General features: G+C 64.3%; 16 protein-coding genes and 1 pseudogene. 10 read left to right on the plus strand and 7 right to left on the minus strand.

All coding sequences use genetic code 11. The annotated features are described in order from the left end of the window. The first annotated feature begins 252 nt into the window (after positions 1 to 252). The 4 genes from AC0L30_RS30460 to xth all read left to right on the plus strand — a co-directional run bounded on the left by AC0L30_RS30460 (position 253) and on the right by xth (position 5,828). Positions 253 to 1,467, plus strand: a complete 1,215-nt coding sequence (locus AC0L30_RS30460; RefSeq protein WP_473405893.1) for an aminotransferase class I/II-fold pyridoxal phosphate-dependent enzyme — start codon at positions 253 to 255, stop codon at positions 1,465 to 1,467. Positions 1,468 to 1,476: 9 nt separating this feature from the next. Then, complete coding sequence (locus AC0L30_RS30465) at positions 1,477 to 3,951, plus strand: DNA translocase FtsK (protein ID WP_035993868.1); 2,475 nt, start codon at positions 1,477 to 1,479, stop codon at positions 3,949 to 3,951. A gap of 152 nt (positions 3,952 to 4,103) precedes the next feature. Further along, positions 4,104 to 4,859, plus strand: coding sequence for an outer membrane lipoprotein carrier protein LolA (locus AC0L30_RS30470; RefSeq protein WP_035995361.1), 756 nt, complete (start codon positions 4,104 to 4,106; stop codon positions 4,857 to 4,859). A 153-nt stretch (positions 4,860 to 5,012) separates the two neighbouring features. Further along, complete coding sequence (gene xth, locus AC0L30_RS30475; RefSeq protein ID WP_007598633.1) at positions 5,013 to 5,828, plus strand: exodeoxyribonuclease III; 816 nt, start codon at positions 5,013 to 5,015, stop codon at positions 5,826 to 5,828. 96 nt (positions 5,829 to 5,924) lie between these two features. Here the strand turns inward: xth and AC0L30_RS30480 are convergent, their stop codons facing one another. Next, the gene (locus AC0L30_RS30480) at positions 5,925 to 6,368 is read right to left on the minus strand and encodes a cyclic nucleotide-binding domain-containing protein (protein ID WP_007604089.1); all 444 of its coding nucleotides are present in this window, start codon (positions 6,366 to 6,368) and stop codon (positions 5,925 to 5,927) included. Between the two features lie 58 nt (positions 6,369 to 6,426). Further along, positions 6,427 to 7,113, minus strand: coding sequence for a response regulator transcription factor (locus tag AC0L30_RS30485; RefSeq protein ID WP_007598630.1), 687 nt, complete (start codon positions 7,111 to 7,113; stop codon positions 6,427 to 6,429). A 235-nt stretch (positions 7,114 to 7,348) separates the two neighbouring features. Here AC0L30_RS30485 and AC0L30_RS30490 point away from each other — a divergent pair, with 235 nt between their 5' ends. Together AC0L30_RS30490 and AC0L30_RS30495 are read left to right on the plus strand one after the other, a co-directional pair. Next, positions 7,349 to 7,885, plus strand: coding sequence for a L,D-transpeptidase family protein (locus AC0L30_RS30490; protein ID WP_473405894.1), 537 nt, complete (start codon positions 7,349 to 7,351; stop codon positions 7,883 to 7,885). Positions 7,886 to 7,891: 6 nt separating this feature from the next. Continuing rightward, positions 7,892 to 8,665 carry a 2-keto-4-pentenoate hydratase gene (locus AC0L30_RS30495; RefSeq protein ID WP_473405895.1) on the plus strand — a complete coding sequence of 258 codons (774 nt, stop codon included), beginning with the start codon at positions 7,892 to 7,894 and terminating at the stop codon, positions 8,663 to 8,665. A gap of 156 nt (positions 8,666 to 8,821) precedes the next feature. Here the strand turns inward: AC0L30_RS30495 and AC0L30_RS30500 are convergent, their stop codons facing one another. Beyond that, positions 8,822 to 9,511 (minus strand): YggS family pyridoxal phosphate-dependent enzyme, encoded by a 690-nt coding sequence (locus AC0L30_RS30500; protein WP_219681890.1) that lies wholly within the window; start codon positions 9,509 to 9,511, stop codon positions 8,822 to 8,824. Between the two features lie 108 nt (positions 9,512 to 9,619). Here AC0L30_RS30500 and AC0L30_RS30505 point away from each other — a divergent pair, with 108 nt between their 5' ends. Then, entirely contained in the window at positions 9,620 to 11,317 is a 1,698-nt protein-coding gene (locus AC0L30_RS30505; RefSeq protein ID WP_007598626.1) for a diguanylate cyclase domain-containing protein, read from the plus strand. A gap of 3 nt (positions 11,318 to 11,320) precedes the next feature. Here the strand turns inward: AC0L30_RS30505 and AC0L30_RS30510 are convergent. Then, positions 11,321 to 11,428 (minus strand): annotated as a pseudogene (locus AC0L30_RS30510) (GGDEF domain-containing protein); the annotation flags it as partial. Positions 11,429 to 11,653: 225 nt separating this feature from the next. Between AC0L30_RS30510 and leuS the strand changes: the two are divergent. From leuS to holA, 3 genes are read left to right on the plus strand one after another with little or no spacing between them, the layout of a single operon-like run. Then, positions 11,654 to 14,278, plus strand: coding sequence for a leucine--tRNA ligase (gene leuS, locus AC0L30_RS30515; RefSeq protein WP_473405896.1), 2,625 nt, complete (start codon positions 11,654 to 11,656; stop codon positions 14,276 to 14,278). Then, entirely contained in the window at positions 14,265 to 14,816 is a 552-nt protein-coding gene (gene lptE, locus AC0L30_RS30520) for an LPS assembly lipoprotein LptE (RefSeq protein WP_473405897.1), read from the plus strand. Before leuS ends, lptE begins: the two co-directional genes overlap by 14 nt. A 47-nt stretch (positions 14,817 to 14,863) precedes the next feature. After that, entirely contained in the window at positions 14,864 to 15,892 is a 1,029-nt protein-coding gene (gene holA / locus AC0L30_RS30525; RefSeq protein ID WP_473405898.1) for a DNA polymerase III subunit delta, read from the plus strand. Positions 15,893 to 16,124: 232 nt separating this feature from the next. On the opposite strand, the gene AC0L30_RS30530 is transcribed toward holA, so the two are convergent. From AC0L30_RS30530 to rsmG, 3 genes are all read right to left on the minus strand, one after another. Continuing rightward, positions 16,125 to 17,009 carry a ParB/RepB/Spo0J family partition protein gene (locus tag AC0L30_RS30530; protein WP_219681892.1) on the minus strand — a complete coding sequence of 295 codons (885 nt, stop codon included), beginning with the start codon at positions 17,007 to 17,009 and terminating at the stop codon, positions 16,125 to 16,127. A 162-nt stretch (positions 17,010 to 17,171) separates the two neighbouring features. Further along, positions 17,172 to 18,026: a ParA family protein gene (locus AC0L30_RS30535; RefSeq protein WP_007598621.1), complete on the minus strand. Its 855-nt coding sequence runs from the start codon at positions 18,024 to 18,026 to the stop codon at positions 17,172 to 17,174. Between the two features lie 29 nt (positions 18,027 to 18,055). Further along, entirely contained in the window at positions 18,056 to 18,829 is a 774-nt protein-coding gene (gene rsmG, locus AC0L30_RS30540; RefSeq protein WP_473405899.1) for a 16S rRNA (guanine(527)-N(7))-methyltransferase RsmG, read from the minus strand. Positions 18,830 to 18,831: the final 2 nt, after the last annotated feature.

The raw sequence follows: 18,831 nt of genomic DNA on the forward strand, positions 1-18,831 counted from the left end.
GAGGCCGCACAAAAAAATACCCCATATCGAGCCTCACTCCCGCTCGGCCAATTAAGCAAAGCCCTCGCAAGCGGGAGCGGTAAGAACCGCCGCAGCCATCCGGTTGTTATCCGGCCTTATTTTTCCTGCTCTGGACGGAGCCGGCGACCGATGGTTAATCGCGTCTTAACCTCGCCCTATCTATGGTGAACTGAACCGCTTCCCGTCGGCGCCTTGCTGCGACCGGCTGTTCCAAGAGTGCTGGCGTCCAGAATGGCTATGACCGCTTCATCCCGTGCGCCGCAGGACAGTGGAAGCTCCGATAGCGAACGCTCTCCCTTCGTCCGGCTGAACGAGCTGCTGGCACCCCATCAGCCCGGCAAGCCGTTGATTTCGCTTGCCGTCGGCGAGCCGCAGCATCCCGTGCCCGACTTCGTCGGCCCGGTACTGGCCAAGCACATCGCCGATTTCGGCCGTTACCCCGCGAACAAGGGCACCGACCCGTTCCGCAAGGCTGCCGGCGCCTGGCTGTCGTCGCGGTTCAAGCTGCCGCGCACCCTCGATCCCGAGAGCGAGATTCTCGTCCTCAATGGCAGCCGCGAAGGCCTGTTCCTCGCCGCGATCGCGGCTGCGCGCTATGTCGGCCCGCGCCCCGGCAAGCCGGCGATCTTGATGCCGAACCCGTTCTATCCGGTCTATGGCGCCGGCGCCCGCGCCGCCGCTTGCGAGCCGGTCTACCTGCCGACCACCGCCGAGAACGGCTTCCTGCCCGATCTCGACGCCATCGACGAGGCGACGCTGGCGCGCACGGTGGCGTTCTATCTGGCTTCGCCCGCCAACCCGCAGGGCTCGGTCGCCTCGCGCGATTATTTCACGCGCCTGAAGCAGCTCGCCGACCGCTACGGCTTCGTGATCCTCAGCGACGAGTGCTATTCGGAGATCTACACCCGCGAAGCGCCCGGCAGCGCGCTCGAATGCGCCGGCCCTGATTTCACCCGCGTGGTTGCGTTCCAGTCGCTGTCGAAGCGCTCCAACCTGCCGGGCCTGCGCGTCGGCTTCGCCGCCGGCGACAAAAAACTCATCGGCATGTTCCTCGAGCTGCGCAATATCTCGGCGCCGCAGGTGCCGGTGCCGCTCCAGCATGTTGCGACCGCTGCTTACGGCGACGAAGCGCATGTCGAGGAGAACCGCAGGCTCTACCGGATCAAGTTCGATCTCGCCGACCAGATCATCGGCAATCGTTACGGCTATCGCCGGCCCGATGCCGGCTTCTGCGTCTGGCTCAACACGTCCGAAATCGGCGATGACGTGTCTGTGTGCCTGAAACTCTTCAAGGAAGCAGGCGTGCGCGTGGTGCCCGGCAGCTATCTGGCGCGGCTCCAGCCCGACGGCTTCAATCCCGGCGCAGGCTACATTCGCCTTGCGCTGGTGCAGGATGGCGAGACTACGGCGCAGGCGCTGCACCGCCTGGTCGAGACTCTGGGTTAGGCGGGGCCCGTGAGCATGTCGACAATCGAACGTGTCATTCCCTTGGTCGGCCATCTGCCGCCCTCGATCCGCGAGGGGTTGGCGCGGCGCGTGCGCGAGCTCAGCGGTCTCGGCCTGATCGCATTGTCGGGCGTCGCCTCGGCGGCGCTGATGACCTGGTCGGTGCAGGATCCCAGCCTCAGCCACGCAACGTCGCGGCCGATCCGCAACATTCTCGGCTATGCCGGCGCAATCGGCGCCGACCTTGCGATGCAGATCCTCGGGCTCGGCGCGATCATGCTGGTCCTGACGATCGCGGTCTGGGGGTGGCGCATGCTGACCCATCGCCCGTTCGACCGCGAGGCGCTGCGGCTCGGCTCCTGGATTCTCTGCACGGTGATCGCGGCGGGCTTCGTCAGCTGCTGGCCACATGGCGGCGCCTGGCCGCTGCCGACAGGCCTCGGCGGCGTGGTCGGCGATGCCTTGGTTCGCGCGCCCGCGGTGATCTTCGGACCGCCGGGCATGATCTATCGCATCGTGCTCGGCACGATCCTGTTCGCGGCGATGGCGGCGACCTTCCTGATCGCCTGCGGCCTCGGCGCACGCGAGCATGACGACGAACTCGCGGACATCGAGGACGACGACAAGCCGCTCGAACAGGACGAGGACAGCGATCGCGGTTCGGTGTCGCTGGGCTGGCTGTTCCATGCCTTGATGAGCACGAAGGCGCGACTGACCTGGTTGCTTGGTGCGGCCTACCGCTCGCTGGTCTCGAGCGGACCGAAGACCAAGGCCGTTGCATTCAGCCGCCAGGAGCCGAAGCTCGGTGGCGGCCGCACCGCGCCGTCGATCTCGCCCCAATCCGAAGACGAGCACGACGAGGACGAACACGAGGACGACGAGGAGGAGGAAGAGGAGGAGGAGCCGGCCGCGCGCGCGCCACGCAAGAAGGCTGCGCCCAAGGCCGCTTCCAAGAAATCCTCCGACAAGTTCGAGCTTCCGTCCGTGTCGGTGCTGGCCGCGCCGAAGGCCGGCGATCGTCAGCCGCTCAGCAAGGCCGAGCTGGAAGCCAATTCGCGCGCGCTCGAAGGCGTGCTGCAGGATTTCGGCGTTCGCGGCGAGATCGTGAAGGCCCATCCGGGTCCCGTGGTCACGCTGTACGAGCTGGAGCCGGCGCCGGGCATCAAATCGTCGCGCGTGATCGGATTGTCCGACGACATCGCGCGTTCGATGAGCGCGCTGTCGGCGCGCGTCGCCGTCGTGCCCGGCCGCAACGCCATCGGCATCGAGCTGCCGAACGCCCATCGCGAAAAGGTCTATCTGCGCGAGCTGCTGGTCGCCAAGGAGACCGTCGATTCGGTTGCGAAGCTGCCGCTCTGCCTCGGCAAGACCATCGGCGGCGATCCCGTCATCATCGACCTCGCACGCACGCCGCACATGCTGATCGCCGGTACCACCGGCTCCGGCAAATCGGTCGCCATCAACACCATGATCCTCAGCCTGGTCTACCGGCTGCGCCCGGACCAGTGCCGCCTCATCATGGTCGATCCGAAGATGCTCGAACTCTCCGTCTATGACGGCATTCCCCATCTGCTCACGCCCGTCGTGACCGACCCGAAGAAAGCGGTGGTCGCGCTGAAATGGGCCGTGCGCGAGATGGAAGAGCGCTACAAGAACATGGCCAAGCTCGGTGTGCGCAACATCGACGGTTACAACACGCGCTTGCTCGAATTGAAGGCCAAGGGCGAAGAGCCAACGCGCACGGTGCACACCGGCTTCGACAAGGAAACCGGCAAGGCGATCTACGAGGAAGAGAAGCTCTCGCTCGACCCGCTGCCCTACATCGTCATCATCGTCGACGAAATGGCCGACCTGATGATGGTTGCCGGCAAGGACATCGAAGGCGCGGTGCAGCGTCTGGCGCAGATGGCGCGCGCCGCCGGCCTGCACGTGATCCTCGCAACGCAGCGTCCATCGGTCGATGTCATCACCGGCACCATCAAGGCGAACTTCCCGACCCGCATCGCCTTCCAGGTCACGTCCAAGATCGACAGCCGCACGATTCTCGGCGAGATGGGCGCCGAGCAGCTGCTCGGCCAGGGCGACATGCTCTACATGGCCGGCGGCGGTCGCATCAGCCGCGTGCACGGACCGTTCGCGTCGGACGACGAAGTCGAGAAGGTGGTGCGCCACCTCAAGACGCAGGGACAGCCGGAATATCTCGAAGCCGTCACGGCCGAAGAACCCAGCGAGGACGAGGACGGCGCGGTGTTCGACGCCTCCGCCATGGGCGCGGATGGCGGCGGCGATTTGTTCTCGCAGGCCGTTGCGATCGTCAAACGCGACCGCAAGGCCTCGACCAGCTACATCCAGCGCCGCCTGCAGATCGGCTATAACCGCGCCGCATCGCTGATGGAGCGCATGGAACTGGAGGGCATCGTCGGACCCGCCAACCACGCCGGCAAACGCGAGATTCTGGTCGAGGAAGAAGACAGCCATATGTGAGGCGAGCCGCCTCGGACCACCATTTCACGCAAAAACGTTATCTGCTTTTGGCCGAAATCACGCTAAAAGGGCGCCCAGCCACACAGGACGACGCGTTGATCAGACATCCGGACATTCGATTCGCTGCCATCGTCGCCGCGCGAAGCGCGCGCATGGCAGGCGTGATTCTCGTCACCGCCGCGATGGTGAGTGCGGCGTCGTTCGCGCAGACCGTTCCCGTGCCGAAGCCCGCACCGAAGGGCCGCGATGGCAGTCCGGCCGGTGGAGGACCCGCTGTCACCGGCGCGACCCAGACGCCGCCGAATCCAGTGATTCCGGATCCGCGCCGCAACGTGCCGAGCAGCATCTTCCAGACCTTCGATGCGAACCAGAAGGCCCAGGCCGCCAAGGTCAGCGCCTATTTGTCGTCATTGTCGACGCTGGTCGGGAATTTCGTCCAGGTCGGTCCCGACGGCAGCAAGACGCAAGGCGACTTCTACATCCAGAAGCCGGGCAAGGTGCGCTTCGAATATGACGCGCCGAGCCCGATCGACATCGTCGCCGACGGATCGTCGCTGGTGGTGCGCGACCGCAAGCTGGCGACGCAGGACGTCTATCCGCTGTCGCAGACACCGCTGCGTTTCCTGCTGTCCGACCGCATCGACCTGATGAAGGACACCAACGTCGTCAACGTCTCGGCCGACGACGTCTTCGTCAGCGTCACCATCGAGGAGAAGCAGGCGCTGGTCGGCACCAGCCGCCTCTTGCTGATGTTCGGCGCCAAGGACGGTCAGTTGAAGCAGTGGACCGTCACAGATCCGCAGGGCTACGACACCACGATCGCCGTTTATAATCTGGACACGAGCAAGAAGCTCGATCCCGGCATGTTCAAGATCGATTTTACCAATTACGGCCCGTCGCCGGGCTAGGTGCCGTAGGGTGGGTTAGCCGAAGGCGTAACCCACCATCTCGGTCCGCAAATTTGGAAGCATGGTGGGTTACGCTGCGCTAACCCACCCTACGATTCCGCTGCTGTGGACAAGCATTTTCCTCGCGCAAATCCATGCTAAGACGCATCCCTCATGCGTTTTTCCCTGACAACCTGGAACATCAATTCGGTGCGGCTGCGCATCGATCTGGTCGCAAAATTTCTCAAGAGCTCGCGGCCGGACGTGCTGTGTCTCCAGGAGACCAAGTGCATCGACGACGCCTTTCCACTGAAGCGCTTCAAGCGGCTCGGCTACGAGCATGTCGCGCTGAACGGGCAGAAGGGTTATCACGGCGTCGCCATCGTCTCGAAGATTCCGTTCGAGTCGAAGGACATCCGCACCTTCTGCGACAAGGTTGATTCACGCCATATCTCAGTATCGTTCGGTGAGAAGGCCGGGATCGCGAAGCCCCTGGTGGTACATAATTTCTACGTGCCGGCCGGCGGCGACATTCCCGATCCCGCGCTGAACGAGAAGTTCGATCACAAGCTCCGCTTCCTCGACGAGATGAAAGCGTGCGAGCCGTTGCATCCGCGCGGCGAGGATCGCCACATCCTGGTCGGCGATCTCAACGTCGCTCCGCATGAGAACGACGTCTGGTCGCACAAGCAGCTTCTGAAGGTGGTGTCGCACACGCCCATCGAAACCGAGAAGCTGCAAGCCGCGCTCGCCGCCGGCGAATGGGTCGACGTCGCGCGCGACCGCATTCCGATGTCGGAAAAGGTCTACACCTGGTGGAGCTACCGCTCCGCCGATTGGACCCTCGGCGACCGCGGCCGCAGGCTCGACCACATCTGGGTCTCGCGCGCGCTGAAAGACGCGGTCGGCGATTTCAAGATTTTACGCGACGCGCGGAGCTGGGAGCGTCCGTCGGACCATGTGCCCGTGACGGTGACGCTCGAGGTGTGATCTTGTAGCCCGGATGGAGCGTAGCGAAATCCGGGGCAGCTTTTCCGGAGGCACGAATCCCGGATTGCGCTTCGCTCCATCCGGGCTACGGCACTGCTAGCTGGTCAGCTTCGCACCCGCCATCAATATATCGCTGGCGATCTGGCTGGAGCGCACCGCGAATTCATCGCGAAGGCGGACGGCCGCGGCGGGGTCGCTTTCGAGCACACGCTGAAACAGGCTGCGCGCGACGCGGATGACGGAGGCGTGCTCGATCGCGATCGCGCTCGACGGCCGCTTCATCGGCACGATCAGCGCGAGCTCGCCGATCAGCGCACCGGGACTTGCGATCATCTCCGCGCCGGCGCCGTCGTCGACCCGGAAGGCGCCGCGCTGGACCACGAAGCCGGCATCGGCATCGTCGCCGAGATTGAACAAGACGTCGCCGCGGACGAAGTCACGCTGCTCGGAGCCGATCGCCAGCATGCGCAACGAAGTGTCTCCCAACAGGCGCAGTGTCGGGACACGCTCGAGAAGCGCTACATCGTCGTCGATTGACATTCAGGTCCGGGGCTCAAGGGCATGCAATCTAAAACGATTCGCACGCCCCAGAAGCGTATCACGGCACCAGCTTGTAGCCACCGGCTTCCGTGACCAGGATCTCCGGGTTCGCGGCGTCCTTCTCGATCTTCTGGCGAAGGCGGTAGATGTGGGTTTCCAGCGTGTGGGTGGTGACGCCGGAATTGTAGCCCCAGACCTCCTGGAGCAGGGTCTCGCGGGAGACCGGCATCTGACCGGCCCGGTAGAGGAAGCGGAGGATCGCGGTTTCCTTCTCCGTCAGCCGGACCTTGCGCGCGTTGGCGGCGGTCAGCATCTTGGAGCCGGGCCGGAAAGAGTAGGGGCCGACCGAGAACACCGCGTCCTCGCTGGCTTCGTGCTGCCGGAGCTGGGCGCGGATGCGCGCCAGCAGCACGGCGAAGCGGAAGGGTTTTGCGACATAGTCGTTGGCGCCGGATTCCAGCCCCAAAATCGTGTCGGAATCGGTGTCATGCCCGGTGAGCATGATGATCGGAGCCTTGAACCCGCCCTTGCGTAATGAACGCACCACTTCGCGGCCATCGGTGTCAGGCAGGCCAACATCCATCAGGACGAGATCGGGGGCATTGGCCTTCGCGGCGCTCGCGCCCTTGGCGCCGGTATCGACCGCGGAGGCTTCAAATTCTTCGTGCAGCGACAATTGCTCCACCAACGTATCGCGCAGATCGGTATCGTCATCCACGATCAGGATCTTGCGGGCATTGGCCATAGGGGGTCATCCTTTTGGGGTCCGGCGCGGCGCGCATCCATGCTGCACCCAACCGAGAGGGAAGTTTAGGGGTCGCCGTTATTATTATTGTTCGTGTTGAAGTAGTGGGCTGTTACCGATTCACAAGCCAGAACCACTCTAACCCAGAATAGCAGGCCGTTTTGATGAATGTCCTGTAATGAATTCGACATCGCACGTTCACATGAAAAATAAAGCTGCTTCAGCTAGTTACACCATGAACCGACGCGCCGGGCCGCTGTCGGCGATCCGCGTTAAGCCTGCCGCCGGGAATCCGCGCCGGGGCTGGCTGACCGCCGGAGCGCTGACGATTCCGGTGGCGCTCGGACGCGGCGGCATTCTGGCGAACAAGCGCGAGGGCGATGGCGGCACCCCGAGGGGCAGCTTCCGTCCCAGACGATTGTGGTGGCGGGGCGACCGGCACAGCCGCCCGCAGACCTTCCTGCCGGCCCGGATCATCACCGGCAAGGACGCCTGGTGCGAGGATCCCAAGGACCGTCACTACAATCAGGGGATCCGCCTCGGCGAGGGGCAGGGCGGCGACCGGCTCAAGCGGGCCGACCATCTCTATGACTTCATCATCGAAATCGACCACAATACGAGGCCTCGGATCGCCGGCCGGGGCAGCGCGGTGTTTTTGCATCTGGCCCGCGACAATTTCGGCCCGACCGCAGGCTGCGTCTCGATGACCGAAGCGGCGATGCGACAATTGCTGCGGCGGCTGGGACCAAAAACAAAAATCATCATCGGGTGAGGACACATGCTCGACAGGGATCAGATCGCCGCCGCTTCGCAGGTCCTGGTCAAACATTGGCGCGACGGCACCAAGCTTGACGCGCTGGAGCCACCGTTGCGGCCTCAGAACCGCACCGAGGGTTACGCCATACAGGCCGCACTCAGCGGGACTTTGTTCGGCTGGAAGATCGCGGCGACAAGCGAGTCCGGACAGAAGCACATCAACGTCGCGGGACCGCTGGCCGGTCGGATCATGAGCGACACCGTGATCGCCGATGGCGGCACAGTCTCGATGAAGGGCAACGCGATGCGCGTCGGCGAACCTGAGTTCGCTTTCCGCATGGCGCGCGATCTGCCGCCGCGCGCGGCGCCGTATACTGTCGACGAGGTGCTCGCCGCCGTGGACAGCTTGCATCCCGCGATCGAGATTCCCGATTCGCGCTTTGCCGATTTCGCCAGCGCCGGCGAGGCGCAGCTGATCGCCGACAATGCCTGTGCGCATCTGTTCGTGCTGGGCGCGGCGACGCATGCGAACTGGCGTGCCATGGATCTCGTCGAGGAGCGGCCGCAGATCACGCTGCGTGGCCAGCGCTATCTCGGCCACGGCAAGAACGTGCTCGGCGATCCCCGCATTGCCCTGGTCTGGCTGGCCAACGAGCTGCGTGGCCTCGGCATCACCTTGCGGGCAGGAGAGGTGGTGACCACGGGCACGTGCCATCCGCCGCTGCCGATCCAGGCCGGCGATCAGTTTGTCGCGGACTTTGGCGCGCTGGGAAAGGTGGCGGTGGGGTTTGAATAGGCTCTTCCCCACTGTCGTCCCGGCGAAAGCCAGGACCCATACCGCGTGATCTACGCAAAGGGCAGAACGGTCGTTGCCGCGGTCTTCGTCAAACAGACTATCGCGGTAATGGGTCCTGGCTTTCGCCAGGACGACCAAAAACAAATTCGCTTATGATCACCGGTGCCCGAAGATCGCACTGCCCACGCGCACATGCGTGGCGCCGAGCATGATCGCGGTCGCATAATCCGCGCTCATGCCCATCGAGAGCTTCTTCAATCCATTGCGCGCGGCGATCTTGGCGGTCAGCGCGAAATGCGCCGCCGGCGGCTCGTCCACCGGCGGGATGCACATCAACCCCGAGATTGTCAGCCCGTAGGTGTCGCGGCAGCTCGCGATGAAAGCATCGGCCTCGCCGGGGGCGATGCCGGCCTTCTGCGGCTCCTCACCGATATTGATCTGGACGAACAATTCCGGGTGCTTGTCCTGGGATTCGATTTCCTTGGCTAACGCCTGGCAAATGCTCGGGCGGTCGACCGAATGGATGGCATCGAACAGCGCGACCGCCTCTTTCGCCTTGTTGGATTGCAGCGGGCCGATCAGATGCAGCGCGATATCGGGGTAAACAGAAGTTAACGCGGGCCATTTGCTTTTGGCCTCCTGCACGCGATTTTCACCGAATACGCGCTGTCCGGCGTCGATGACCGGGGTAATTGCATCCGCGGCGAAAGTTTTCGACACCGCAATCAGCGTCACGGAGGCACGTTCGCGCCGCGCATCCCTGCAGGCGCGCGCGATTTCGGCTTCGACCGCGGCGAGCGCGTTTGGTGAATGGCCGGTTAGCGGCGCGGCGTTGGCTTCAGTCATGATGTCGCATCGGAGCTGTTGTTGCGGAGCTAGTTCTAATTTTACCGAGTTCAAGAAAGAATTTTTTGAACCCTTTGCTTTACCTTAGCCGCGGGGTGGGCAGCGAAGATGGCAAACGTCAGTTTCAACCGCAAACGAGCGAAACTCAAGCAGGTTCTCGGAATCCGGGCGCGGCTTGCGTTGCTCGCGGTAATTCTGGTGACGCCTTTGATGTTCGAGCGCATCCGTTCGCTCGAAGACACGCGCACGCGGCAGATCGCGCAGGCCACGGCCGAATTCACCACCGTTGCAAGACACAGCGCCGACGCGCAGCGCGAGGTGATATCGTCGGTCGAGACCATCCTGAAATCGGAAGCTTTCATCCGCGCCTCCGTCGGCGGCATCAGCAAGAGCTGTGACGTGCTGCGCGCGAGCCTGCCGTCGAATCTTCCCTGGATCCGCACGCTTCTGATCGCCGGCCAGGACGGGCGCATCCAGTGCGCCACCAACAACATGTATGTCGGCCTCGACCTCGGTGACCGGCCGTACTTCCAGCAGGCGCAGGAAACCGGCCGCTTCGTGCTGAGCGACTTCATCCTGTCGCGCCCGGTGCCGACACCGACCGTCATGGCGGTCTACCCGGTGTCCGCCTTCAGCGGCGTAGCGGATGCCGTCGTGCTCGCCACCGTCAACCTCGACTGGATGTCGAAGGTCATGAGCAATCTGGGTGGCCGCGCCGGCATCACGGCCGTGCTGGTCGACAGCGCGGGCACCGTGCTGGCGGCACCGGCCGACCAGCATAGTGCGATCGGACGTCCGCTCGACAACATGCCGCTGATGTCCGCGATCGCCGACAAGGCGCTGAGGTCTGACCAGGACGAAGGTTCACTCTCCTTCCTCGCCGCGGACGGCTCCCGCCGCGCGGTCAGCTATATCCGCATCGCCGGAACCAATGCCCGCCTGATCGCCAGCATCGACGAGGACAAGGTGTCCGCGGCCGTGAGCCGCGACATCCGCACCGCCTATCTCCAGCTCGCTTTCGTCGTCGTGTTCGTGCTGCTCGGCGCGCTGATCGCAGCCGAGAAACTGGTGATCAAGCCGATCAGGATGCTCGCCGACATGGCCAAGCGTCTGGGCGAGGGCGATCTGTCGGCGCGCGCCGCGCGCAATCGCCTGCCATCCGAGTTCGTGCCGCTGGCCCGTGCGTTCAACGCGATGGCCGCGCAGCTCAGCCAGCGCGAACGCGAGCTGATGGCGAGCAACGACCGGCTCACGGTGATGGCCTCGATCGACATGTTGTCGGGGCTCGCCAACCGCCGCGGCTTCCAGAGCCGCCTCGACTTCGAATGGATGCGCGCGCAGCAATATGGCAGCGACCTCGCGCTGTTGATGATCGACGTCGACCATTTCAAGCTGTTCAACGACACCTACGGCCATCTCGAAGGCGATTCCTGCCTGACCAGGCTCGGCGAGTCGCTGTCCGGCATCGCCGCCGACACGATGGGCTTCGCGGCCCGCTACGGCGGTGAGGAATTCTGCCTGTTGCTGCCGAACACCGACATCGCGCGCGCCGTCGAAATCGGCGAACAGGCGCGCGCGGCCGTGCTGAAGCTGTGCCTGCCGCACATCACCTCCGACCACATGATCGTCACCGTCTCGATCGGCGTTGCCGCGACGAAGCCCAACGAGAGCTTGCGGCCGGGCGACTTGATCGAAGCCGCCGACGCCGCGCTCTACGCCGCCAAGCACCGCGGTCGCAACAACGTCGTCGAACACGGCATCATGGTGATCGACAACGGCGCGGCGGAAATGATGATGGCGGGTTGAGGGCTAACCCGCAGCCCCGGTGGCATCGAGCTCGCTCTCGGTGACCACGCGATTGCGGCCGTTGTTCTTGGCGAGATAGAGCGCGCGATCGCAGCGCTCGATGAGATCGGTGATCGGTCGAGATCGTCGAAGCTGGTGTCCATCGCAAGTCTTCGGGTCCTGGCCACCACCAACCTGGCATCGACCTCTTAATCACACCCCAATGGCGGCCGCACTATTTGCCCGGGACGGTCGCGAAGGTTCCCAAATTGCGGCAACCCATTGACCCCTTGAGGACTTCTATGGCCTAGTCCGCCGTCTTTAGCTGGCCCAGATCCACGAAAACCCAACGATTCCATGACCTCCGAACGCTACAACGCCCGCGACGCCGAACCGCGCTGGCAAGCCGCCTGGGACCAACAGGCGATCTTCGTCTCCAGAAACGACGATCCGCGGCCGAAATATTATGTGCTTGAGATGTTCCCCTACCCGTCGGGGCGCATCCATATCGGCCATGTCCGCAATTACACGCTCGGCGACGTGCTGGCCCGCTTCATGCGCGCCAAGGGTTTCAACGTGCTGCACCCGATGGGCTGGGACGCTTTCGGCCTGCCGGCCGAGAACGCCGCGATCGAGCGCAAGGTCGCGCCGAAGGCCTGGACCTACGACAACATCGCCGCGATGAAGAAGCAGCTCCGCTCGATCGGGCTGTCGCTGGACTGGAGCCGCGAGATCGCGACCTGCGATCCCAGCTACTACAAGCACCAGCAGAAGTTGTTTCTGGACTTCCTGCGCGAAGGCCTCGCCGAGCGCGAAAAGCGCAAGGTGAACTGGGACCCCGTCGACATGACCGTGCTCGCCAACGAGCAGGTGATCGACGGCAAAGGCTGGCGTTCGGGCGCCGTTGTCGAACAACGGGAAATGAACCAGTGGGTCTTCAAGATCACGAAGTACTCGCAGGAGCTGCTGTCGGCACTGGATACGCTGGACCGCTGGCCCGACAAGGTGCGGCTGATGCAGCGCAACTGGATCGGCCGGTCCGAGGGGCTGCTGATCCGCTTCGCGCTCGACGCGGCGACGACGCCGGCCGGCGAGAGCGAGCTGAAGATTTTCACGACGCGCCCCGACACGCTGTTCGGCGCGAAATTCATGGCGATCTCGGCCGATCATCCGCTGGCGCAGGCGGCCGCGGCGAAAAATCAGGAGCTCGCCGAGTTCATCGGCGAGATCAAGCGGATGGGCACGGCGCAGGAGATCATCGACACCGCCGAGAAACAGGGATTCGATACCGGCATCCGCGCGGTCCATCCGTTCGATCCGAGCTGGAAGCTGCCGGTCTATGTCGCGAACTTCGTGCTGATGGAATACGGCACCGGCGCCATCTTCGGCTGCCCTGCCCACGATCAGCGCGACCTCGACTTCGTCAACAAGTACGCTCTCGGCAATACGCCGGTGGTGTGCCCCGAGGGCCAGGATCCGAAATCGTTCGTCATCACCGATACCGCCTATGACGGTGACGGCCGCATGATCAATTCGCGCTTCCTCGACGGCATGACCATCGATCAGGCCAAGGACGAGGTGGCGAAGCGTCTCGAGAGCGAGCTGCGCGGCAACGCTCCGGTCGGCGAGCGTCAGGTCAATTTCCGCCTGCGCGACTGGGGCATTTCGCGCCAGCGCTATTGGGGCTGTCCGATCCCCGTCATCCACTGTCCGAAGTGCGACGTGGTGCCGGTGCCGGATGCCGACCTCCCCGTGGTGCTGCCGGAGGATGTGAGCTTCGACAAGCCAGGCAACGCGCTCGATCATCATCCGACCTGGAAGCACGTCAGCTGCCCCAAATGCGGAGGCAAGGCGCAGCGTGAAACCGACACCATGGACACCTTCGTAGATTCGTCCTGGTACTTTGCGCGCTTCACCGATCCCTGGAACGAGAACGCGCCGACGACGCCAGAGGTCGCCAACCGGATGCTGCCGGTCGACCAGTATATCGGCGGCGTCGAGCACGCGATCCTGCATCTGCTCTACAGCCGCTTCTTCACGCGCGCGATGAAAGCGACCGGGCACATCGCACTGGACGAGCCGTTCGCCGGCATGTTCACGCAGGGCATGGTGGTGCACGAGACCTACCAGAAGGCCGACGGCACCTACGTCCAGCCGGTCGAGGTGAAGGTCGAGACCGGCGCCAACGGCCGCCGCGCCACGCTGCTGACGTCAGGCGAAGACATCCAGATCGGTCCGATCGAAAAGATGTCGAAGTCTAAGAAGAACACGGTCGATCCCGACGACATCATCGAGACCTATGGCGCCGACGTCGCCCGCTGGTTCATGCTGTCGGACTCCCCGCCCGAGCGCGACGTGATCTGGAGCGATGAGCGCGTCCAGGGCGCCTCGCGCTTCGTGCAGCGGCTGTGGCGGCTGGTGAACGACTCGATCGAACCCGGCAAGGCCGCGCCGGCCGCCCGGCCCGCCGGCTTCGGCCCGGACGCCACCGCCTTGCGCAAGGCCGCCCATGGTGCGCTGGACAAGGTCACCACCGGGATCGAACGGCTGCACTTCAACGTCTGCCTCGCCCATATTCGCGAATTCACCAATGCGTTCGCGGAGGTCTTGCAGCGTCCCGGCCAGCCGGCTCCAGATTTGGCTTGGGCGATCCGGGAGGCGAGCCAGATCCTGGTCCAGCTGTTCTCCCCGATGATGCCGCATCTGGCCGAGGAATGTTGGCAGGCTCTCGGCCACAGCGGGCTGGTTTCCGAGGCCAATTGGCCCCAAATCGAACGTGATTTGCTGGTTGAAGACAGTGTGACCCTGGTGGTTCAGGTCAACGGCAAGAAGCGGGGCGAGGTCACAGTTGCAACAGCGGCCGAGAATCCGGAAATCGAGGCTGCCGTTTTGGCCCTCGATGCGGTAAAACTGGCCCTGGATGGCAAGCCCGTCCGCAAGGTGATTATCGTCCCCAAGAGGATCGTGAATGTTGTCGGCTAGGATCCGCATCGCAGCCCGCTTGCTGGCGGTCGCCGCACTGGCGGCCATGACGGCCGGCTGCTTCCACCCGATATATGCCGAGCACACCGACGGTACGCCCGGCCTGCGCGAGAAGCTGATGGGGGTCGATCTGCCCCCGATCTCCAAAGCCAATGCCTCGCGCGAGGCCCGCGTCGGCGTCGAGGTCCGCAACGCGCTGGCCTTCAGGCTCTATGGCACCGCCACCGGCATGCCGCCGACCCACCGCCTGGAGATCCGCTTCTCAAGCAGCAAGTCGTCGCTGATCGTCGATCCCAATACCGGCCTGCCGAGCAGCGAAAACTACGGCCTCGACGCCCAATACAATCTGATCGAGGTCGTCAGCGGCAAGTCGGTGATGACCGGCACCACGTTCTCCCGCGTGTCCTACGACATGCCCGGCTCCTATCAGCGTTTCAGCCGCAACCGCGCAATACGTGATGCCGAGGATCGTGCTGCCAACGAGATCGCCGAGAACATCACGACTCGCCTCGCCTCGTTCTTCACCGCGGGCACTTAATTCATCCCGTCCCCCCGGTTCGCCCGGAATGACGAATCCCAGGCAACATGGTCGCGCTGCGCGGAAAAGAGATCGACGCCTTTCTCGCCCGCCCCGATGTGGGCCGTTCGATCATCCTGCTCTATGGACCTGACGCCGGCCTGGTCCGCGAACGCGCGGATGCGCTGATTGCCTCGGCTGTTGACGATCCCAACGATCCGTTCTCGCTGGTCAAGGTCGATGGCGACGAGCTCTCCGCCGAGCCGTCGCGCCTCGTCGACGAGGCCATGACGGTGCCGCTGTTCGGCGGCCGCCGCGCCATCCGCGTGCGCGCCGGCTCGCGCAGCTTTGCCAGCGCTATCGACACGCTGGCTGAGATGGGCGTGAAGGATTGCCGCATCGTGATCGAGGCCGGCGAGCTGCGCCCGGAATCGCCGCTGCGCAAGGCCTGCGAACGCGCCAAGACGGCCGTCGCGATCGCCTGCTATCCCGATACCGAGCGCGACCTGGCCAAGCTGATGGAAGACGAGCTCCGCATCGCCAATTTGCGCATCGCGCAGGATGCCCGCGCGGCGCTGATGTCGTTCCTCGGCGGCGACCGCCAGGCCTCCCGCAACGAGCTGCGCAAGCTCACGCTCTATGCCCATGGCAAGGGCGAGATCACGCTGGATGACGTGATGGCTGTCGTCGCCGATGCGTCGGAGCTGAAACTCGATCCAATCGTCGATGGCGCCTTCGCCGGCCGGCCCGAGATCGTCGAGAACGAGTTTGCCAAAGCCATGATAGCGGGCACATACCCCGGCGTGATCATCTCTGCGGCGCAGCGTCAGGCGGCGTGGCTGCACAAATCGGCGCTCGCGATCGCCGACGGCACGCCCGCTTCCGCAGTACTCGACAGCGGCTATCCGCGCCTGCACTTTTCGCGGAAGCCCGCGGTCGAAACCGCACTGCGCAATTTCAGCGTAGCGCGGCTCGCCGCCATCATCGAGCAGCTCGCAACCGCCGCGCTCGACACGCGCAAGCAATCCACCCTCGCCGCCGCCATCGCCCAGCGCACGCTGATGGCGATCGCCGCGAACGCGAAGCGGCGGAGCTGAGCACGCCGCTCTGCCCCCCGTCATTGCGAGGAGCCCTTGCAACGAAGCAATCCAGAATCTCTCCGCGGAAAGATTCTGGATTGCTGCGCTCGCGATGACGAGGACGGTGCGTGCCCCTCATCCTGAGGAGCGCGCTCTTGCGCGCGTCTCGAAGGATGCAGGCCGGGCCCTCGCCCTTCGAGACGCCGCTCCGCGGCCCCTCAGCATGAGGGTGAGAGAGCGGAACTAGCGGCTACAGCGCGCCCTTCGCCAGCCGCCGCATCACCTCGTCGAGCTGATCGAGGTTGCGGTAGTTGATTTGGACGGAGCCGCCGGGATCGCGGTGGCTCACCGTGACCTTGAGCCCGAGCGCATCGCTGACGCGCTTCTCCAGGTCGACCGTGTCGGGGTCCTTTTCCTTCGCCCCCGTGCGCGCCTTCTGCGGCTTGCGCTCCGGCACGCCCTCTTCATGCGCCAGCGCCTCGGTCTGGCGGACGTTGAGGCCTTCTTCGACGATGCGCTTGGCGGCCGCGAGCGGATCAGGCACGCCGATCAGCGCGCGGGCGTGACCCGCGGTCAGCTCGCCGCTCGTGATCAACGCTTGCACTTCGGCGGGAAGCTTCGTCAGCCGCATCATGTTGGCGATGTGGCTGCGGCTCTTGCCAACGACTTTGGCGATATCGTCCTGGCTGCGTTTGAACTCGTTGGCGAGCGCGTGATAGCCGAGCGCCTCTTCCATCGGGTTGAGGTCTTCGCGCTGCACATTCTCGACGATCGCGAACTCCAGCGCATCGCTGTCGCTGATGTCGACGGGGACGATCGGCACTTCGTGCAGGCCGGCCATTTGCGAGGCGCGCCAGCGCCGTTCGCCGGCGATGATCTCGAAGCGGTCCTGTGCACCCTTCACCGGGCGCACCACGATCGGCTGGATCACGCCATGCTGCCTGATGGAATCGCTGAGCTCCCTGAGCTCGCTTTCCGAAAAGGTGCGGCGCGGGTTGCGCGGATTGGGCTTGATGAATTCGATCGGCACCTTGCGCTGCGCGCGCGGACGATCGACGTGCTGAGCCTCGCCGCCGACGTCACCGATCAGACTCGCAAGACCCCGGCCCAATCGCGAACGCGCTTCGTCGGCCATCGCCAGCTCCCTTGGATTCACGCTGCAGCACTCCAGAACTGAATATCGAATTGTAGAATCGTAGGGTGGGTTAGCGAAGCGTAACCCACCATCACTTCGTTCGAGGCACCAGACGTGGTGGGTTACGCCTTCGGCTAACCCACCCTACGGGCCGGCGGTGGATCAATGCGTCGTCCGCAGTTCGCGCTCGCGCTGGATCACTTCGGTGGCGAGCCGCAGATAAGCTTCGCTGCCGACGCATTTGAGATCGTAGACCAGCACCGGTTTGCCGTAGGACGGCGCCTCCGAGATGCGCACGTTGCGCGGGATCATGGTCTTGTAGACCTTCTCGCCCATGAACTGCCGGACGTCGGCAACGACCTGGTTCGAGAGATTGTTGCGCGAGTCGAACATGGTCAGCACGATGCCGTGGATCGACAGGTTCGGATTGAGCGTCGAACGCACCTGCTCCACCGTCTGCAGCAATTGCGACAGACCTTCGAGCGCGAAGAACTCGCACTGCAGCGGCACCAGGATCGCGTCGGAAGCCGCCATCGCGTTCACGGTGATCAGATTGAGCGAGGGCGGACAGTCGATCAGCACGTAGGTGTAATCGGCGTCGGGCGAGACGTTGTTGTTGAGCGCGCTGATCGCGTCGCGCAGCTTGTACGCACGACCGGGCGTGGTGCCGAGCTCGAGCTCGAGGCCGGAGAGATCCATGGTCGAGGGCGCGATATGCAGCCGCGGCACCGCAGTCGACACCACCGCTTCCCGCAGGCTCGCCTCGCCGACAAGAACGTCATAGGTCGAGCAGGAGCGATTGCGACGATCGATGCCGAGGCCGGTCGAGGCGTTGCCCTGCGGGTCGAGATCGACGATCAAGACACGCTCGCCGATCGCAGCGAGCGCCGTGCCGAGATTGATCGCCGTGGTTGTTTTTCCCACGCCGCCCTTCTGATTCGCCAGCGCCAGGATGCGCGGATGGCCCTGCGGGACGGCGGCGGTCTGTTCTTGCTGCGGTTCGTCAATCACGCTCATCGCAAATTCCCCACTCGGCCCCTGACGCCTCACCCGCGCCGTTCGACGGAAGCCAGCTCGACGATCCAACCGTCGCCTGTCCGGCTTTGGTGGAGCTGCGGCTGAATATTCCAATATTTAGTGGCTTCGGTCAATTCAGACTCTACATCTTGACCCTTGAGAAACAACGCTTTTGCGCCCTGGCGCATCAGCGGTTCCGCAAAGCCGATGAGTTGGTGTAGCGGAGCCAGCGCACGCGCGGTGACGCAATCGACCGGGCCGGTGATTCTATCCACATTATCCCCGATCTCAGCGAGATGTACGACTCCCGGGGATGTAGTTATGCGGACGGCTTCGCGCAGGAAGGCCGCCTTCTTGGCGATTCGCTCGACCAGATGGACGCTGGCCCCGGCCGTCCCCGCCATGGCGCAAGCCAGCACTATGCCGGGGAAGCCGCCGCCACTGCCGAGATCGGCCCAGCGTTTGGCCGATGGGGCGAGAGCGACGAGCTGAAGGGAGTCGGCGATGTGCCGGGTCCAGAGATGCGGCAATGTCGAGGGCGCGACCAGGTTGGTCTTGGCCTGCCACTCCCGGAGCAGTGCGATGTAGCGATCGAGCCGGGCCTCCGTTTCATGTGAAACGGGCGCAAGCTTGAGCGCCGCAATCTTGTCGGCTGCGATGACGGCGTCCAGCGATCGATCGTTGGCGCTGGCCTTGTCGATCTTCGGTCTGGTCGGCGCCGGTTCGAAGCGACCACCGGCGCCCTCTCCCGCCGAGGGTTTTCCTGATGACGATCTGCCGCTGCCCGGCCCGCGCTGTTTCACGT

This window comes from Bradyrhizobium sp. MI1.11, from assembly GCF_055811255.1.